Raw genomic sequence first — 5,027 nt, 5'->3', positions numbered from 1 at the left:
GAAATACTCCGTTATGGAACCCGGCGGAAAAGGAATAAACGTTTCTCTGATTCTTTCTGGCTTGGGCCTTCCGAGCATTGCCATGGGTTTTTTGGGAGGTTTTATAGGTTCAATAGTCGAGCAAAAGCTGAGAATGCTGAGCGATTTGGTAACCACGAATTTTGTCTTTGTCGATGAAGAAACACGTGAAAATTTGGCGATAATCGACCCTTCCAATGACACGATAACGGAAATAAATTCTCTTGGCCCAAATATAGACGAAAAATCACTGAAACAATTCATGAGAAGATTCGATATCTCGCTCAAAAGGGCGGAATGCATGGTGTTTTCTGGAAGCATTCCTCCCGGAGTGCCAGCGGATTATTGCATGGAGCTCGTAAAAAAGGCAAAGGATTCCGGGAAGATGGTTATTTCTGAATCTACCGGAGATCACTTTGAACTGGCTGTAAAGAATGGCCTGTTAACCGTTGTAAAGCCTGATCTCAGAAGTAAAAAGGAGTATATGGGCGAAACGCTGAAAAGCTTAGAGGACTATGTAAAAGCGGCAGAAGAGACCGTTAAAATGGGAAGTAAAATGGCGATTCTTTCCTATGAAATCGAAGGCGATGTCGTTGCTACATCTGAAGGAGTTTGGTTGCTAAAAGCAAAGGAACATATCGAGCGGTCGCATCTTCTTGGAACTGGCGATAGTTTTGTTGCTGGTGTTGTGTATAGGCTTCTGAAAAACAGAAAGGATCTTCTTGAAGCCGCAAAGTGGGGAATGGCAGCTGCCATAGCCGAAACGAAATTCATTGGAAAAGAGTTTATTTCAATCGAAGACGTTGAAATGTGCACCGAGTCTTTCGAACTGAGCAGATTGAGGTGATTCAATGAAAGTCAAAAATGCAATGATAAAGGATGTATCCGCCATTTTTGAAAACGAAACCGTGGAAGAGTTTATCGTTTCCTGCATAAGAAAGAATAGATCAGGATTTCCTGTTGTTGATGAACATTTCAGAGTAGTTGGCTTTATCAGCGAAAGTGATATAATTAATAACGCTCTTCCAAGTTACTTTTCGCTGTTGCAAAGTGCATCTTTTATACCCGATACACATCAATTTGTGAGGAAAATTGGTGAAATAAAGGATGAGCCAGTTTCAAAATTTATGGTAACCCCTCCCATAGTAGTTCACCCAGAGGATACGGCGATACACGCCGCCGATCTGTTAATCAAAAAAAGACTCAAAGCAATTCCCGTGGTGGATGATGAGCATCAGCTCGTCGGTATCTTCACGAGGATAAACCTAATTCACGTAGCGCTGGAAGGAAAGATCAACAGCAGATGAAAAAAGTATCCATTTTCACTCTTGGCTGCAAATTGAATCAGTATGAGTCACAGGGTATGGCAGAAAAGCTTAGCGATGCGTTTTTGGTTGCTTTCGATGACGATAATGCGGATATATACATCATAAATTCCTGTACGGTTACCGCTGAGGCGGAGCGGAAGCTCAGACAGCTTTATCGCAGATTGAAAAGGAGATCTCCAGAGAGCATTTTTACGGTAGTGGGATGTTATTCTGAGACAAGTCCGAATGAATTGAAAGAGTTGGGTTTTGATCTTGTTTTGGGCGTAAAGCAAAAGAGAAACATAAAAGAGGAAATCTTGCGGTTCTCGGGTAAAAGCGAACCAGCGAAAGCAGAAGCATCGGATAATACATTTTTCAGCGTACATACCAGCCCTGAAGGGAGAACAAGGGCATACATTGGGATAGAAGATGGTTGTTTGAATAGATGTGCCTATTGCCGTATAAGGCTTGCCCGGGGCTCAAAGATCGAAAGCAAACCTTTAGAGCTCGTGGCTGATGAGTTTCTTGGCCTTTTAAAAGCCGGTTTCAAAGAGATTGTGTTGACGGGTATTAATATCGGTTATTACGGCTACGATAGCGATTCAACGCTGGTAAAGCTGTTAAAGAGGCTGCTTTCAGAGGATGGCAGCTGGCGTATAAGGCTCAGTTCTCTTGATCCCAGGTTGATCAGTCCGGAGCTGATTCAGCTGATAGCTGAAAACTCCGAGAAAATCGCGCAACATGTTCATTTATCGCTTCAAAGCGGTTCGGATAGAGTGTTAAAATTGATGAGAAGAGGCTATACAAGAAGTGAGTACAAATCAATTGTCAACGCTTTTCGAAAAATCAACCCGTTGTTTTCTTTTACCACAGATGTTATTGTGGGATTTCCCGGTGAAACAGAGGAAGATTTCAAAGAAACCCTGGAATTCATTCGTGAACTCGAGTTTTTAAAGATTCATATATTCAGGTTTTCTCCCAGACCCGGCACTGAAGCGGCACACATGACGCACCAAATACCCGGGCATATCAAGAAGGAACGCGCTTTAATCTTGAAAAAGGTAGCTGAAAAAAGTTCGAGGGATTATCTCAAGAAACAGCTTGGCAAAGAAAGCGAAGTCCTCATTGAGAGATGCGATGGAGAATACAGTTTCGGTTACGATGAATATTTTATCCAGCACAAAATACCTGGCTGTTTACCAAAGGACTTTGTTAGAGTAAAAACGTTGGAAATTTCTGAAACGGGGGCTTTTTCCAGTGCAGAATTTCATTGTAGATCGATGGTTACCTGACGAGGATTCCTTGGTCAATGTCAAATCCGAATGGTTCATAAAAGGCCTTTTTCTTTATGAAGTTGTTAGAACGTATAACAGACTCCCATTTGCCTTAAATAAGCATTATGACAGGCTTCTGCATTCTGCAGAGTATATGGGAGTTGAAAAGGCTGTCCCTGATTTTGACATGCTGGTTTCACTTGTTATGGAAGGAATAGAAAAGAACAAAACTAATAACGAGCTGAGAATAAGGCTTGTACTTGCCGGGCAGAACCTATTGCTTCTTTATGAAGAACTTCCGGTGATGTCAAAAGACATCTACGAGTTGGGAGTGAAGGTGGGAATATCCCCCTTTCACAGGCCATCGGAATACATAATCCCGGGGAAAATAAAATTGATAGGCGCTCCCTGGAGCTTTCTCACCAGAACCAAGCTGGGCGAATATTACGACCTTCTCCTTCTAAATGAAAAGGGAGAGGTTTGCGAAGGCTCTTTCACAAATGTTTTTCTGGTAAAAGAGGAAACTTTGATCACTCCTCACGAGGCTTCGGGAATTTTGCCAGGAATAACACGTGAGAATGTCCTGAATTTGGCACGTGCCCTTGAAATGAAAGTGGAGGTCAGAAGCGTCATGGCATGGGAACTCTTTGTGGCGGATGAATTATTTTTGACACATACGAGCGCTGGTATTGTTCCCGTGAGACGATTGGAAAACAAAGTGTTGATTGAAGAGTTTCCAGATGGTTATACCAGAATTTTGATGGATAACTTCGAAGGATATGTAATGACCCGGGAGGATAACTGGAAGGGGATAAAACTTTGAAGAAGAATTACAGGCTTTTATCCGATGTCTTTGATGAGCTTTCAAGAACCAATCCTCTTCTAAGAAAAATAAAGATCCTAAGGCTTAAGAACGATTGGGTTGATATTGTGGGACCCATTGTTTCGCAACATTCCAGAATAGTTGATTATTCTGATGGAACGCTCATTGTTGGCGCTGATGACGGCGTCTGGATCCATGAGCTTTCGATAAAGAAAACCGCAATAATGAGCAAGCTGAACAAACATCTTGGTTTGAAGCTAATCAACCGCATAAAATTCATACCAAAGAAATAGTTGGAGGTGTACGAATGCCCGAAAAAGGTTATAATGCTGAGAGTATAAAAATACTCAAGGGGTTGGATCCTGTAAGGAAAAGGCCCGGTATGTATATCGGTTCAACCGGAAAAGCAGGACTCCATCATCTGGTATATGAAGTCGTTGATAACAGTATTGATGAAGTCGTAGCAGGCTTTTGTGATCAAATAGAGGTTACTATCTTTGAAGACGGTACTGTGAGGGTGTGCGACAACGGAAGAGGCATTCCAGTGGACGTTCATCCGGATACTGGTACCAGCGCGCTTGAAGTGGTGATGACAACACTTCACGCCGGGGGTAAGTTTTCAAAGGATAGCTATAAAATAAGCGGAGGTTTGCATGGTGTCGGTGTTTCCGTTGTGAATGCGCTTTCAGAATGGCTTGAAGTGAAGGTGCATAGAGAAGGCGAGATTTATCGACAGCGTTATGAGAGGGGAATAGCCGTTACACCTGTGGAAATAATTGGAAGAACCGATAAAAAAGGAACCGAAACATGGTTCAAACCTGATAGGCTTGTTTTCACAACCACTGACTTCGATTTTGACATTCTTGAATCCCGACTGAGGGAACTTGCCTTTTTGAATCCAAGAGTGAGGATAATCTTTGAGGATAAGAGAATTTCCGAAAAGCGTGTGTTTCATTATGAAGGTGGCATATCAGAGTTTGTGAGATTCATGAACAAGAAGAAAACAGCAGTCAACAAGCAGCCTTACTATGTTGAAGGGGAATATAACGATATAAAAGTACAGCTCGCTTTGCAGTACACCACATCTTTTGAGGAACACATATTAACCTTTGTCAACAACATAAAGACTGTGGAAGGTGGGACTCATCTCACAGGCTTTAAAACGATTATGACCAAACTCGTTAACGACTATGCCAAAAAGTTCAACATACTAAAGGAAAAGGACCCTAATCTTCAGGGCGAAGATGTCAGAGAAGGTCTAACTGCTGTCTTGAGCATTTTTATCCGGGAACCTCAATTTGAAGGCCAGACCAAAGCAAAGCTTGGAAATGAAGAAGCCTATGAAGCTGTTATCAAAGTGCTCAGGGACAAACTGTCTGAGGTTTTCGAGTACAATCAGAAAGAAGTGAAAGCCATCATCTCTAAGGCAGTTGATGCTGCCAGAGCGAGATTGGCTGCGAAAAAAGCCCGTGAAATGGTAAGGCGGAAGAACGCCCTTGAAAATACGACACTTCCCGGTAAACTGGCAGACTGTATCTCCCAGGATCTTGACAACACCGAACTATTCATAGTTGAAGGCGATTCAGCTGGAGGCTCGGCAAAACA

Annotated in this window: 6 protein-coding genes; all 6 read left to right on the top strand. The window is 42.5% G+C overall.

Features of this window, described 5'->3' with window-relative positions; translation table 11 throughout:
• The coding region (locus AC3LHT_RS08785) for a 1-phosphofructokinase family hexose kinase (RefSeq protein WP_488662617.1) at positions 1-865 on the top strand (865 nt) is incomplete at its 5' end.
• Between the two features lie 4 nt (positions 866-869).
• Positions 870-1,325: a CBS domain-containing protein gene (locus tag AC3LHT_RS08780; RefSeq protein WP_290645583.1), complete on the top strand. Its 456-nt coding sequence runs from the start codon at positions 870-872 to the stop codon at positions 1,323-1,325.
• Positions 1,322-2,617, top strand: coding sequence for a tRNA (N(6)-L-threonylcarbamoyladenosine(37)-C(2))-methylthiotransferase MtaB (gene mtaB, locus AC3LHT_RS08775; protein ID WP_488662616.1), 1,296 nt, complete (start codon positions 1,322-1,324; stop codon positions 2,615-2,617). The genes AC3LHT_RS08780 and mtaB overlap by 4 nt, the downstream gene beginning before the upstream one ends.
• Complete coding sequence (locus AC3LHT_RS08770; RefSeq protein WP_488662615.1) at positions 2,583-3,422, top strand: aminotransferase class IV; 840 nt, start codon at positions 2,583-2,585, stop codon at positions 3,420-3,422. The genes mtaB and AC3LHT_RS08770 overlap by 35 nt, the downstream gene beginning before the upstream one ends.
• Positions 3,419-3,715 carry a DciA family protein gene (locus tag AC3LHT_RS08765; RefSeq protein WP_290645577.1) on the top strand — a complete coding sequence of 99 codons (297 nt, stop codon included), beginning with the start codon at positions 3,419-3,421 and terminating at the stop codon, positions 3,713-3,715. Before AC3LHT_RS08770 ends, AC3LHT_RS08765 begins: the two co-directional genes overlap by 4 nt.
• A gap of 14 nt (positions 3,716-3,729) precedes the next feature.
• Positions 3,730-5,027, top strand: a 1,298-nt coding sequence (locus AC3LHT_RS08760) for an ATP-binding protein (RefSeq protein WP_488662614.1), incomplete at its 3' end; no start/stop codon positions are given.

It is taken from the genome of Kosmotoga sp. (assembly GCF_982836095.1).
The sequence above is the reverse complement of the archived record's forward strand: the minus strand, read 5'-3'. Positions and strand labels throughout refer to the sequence as shown.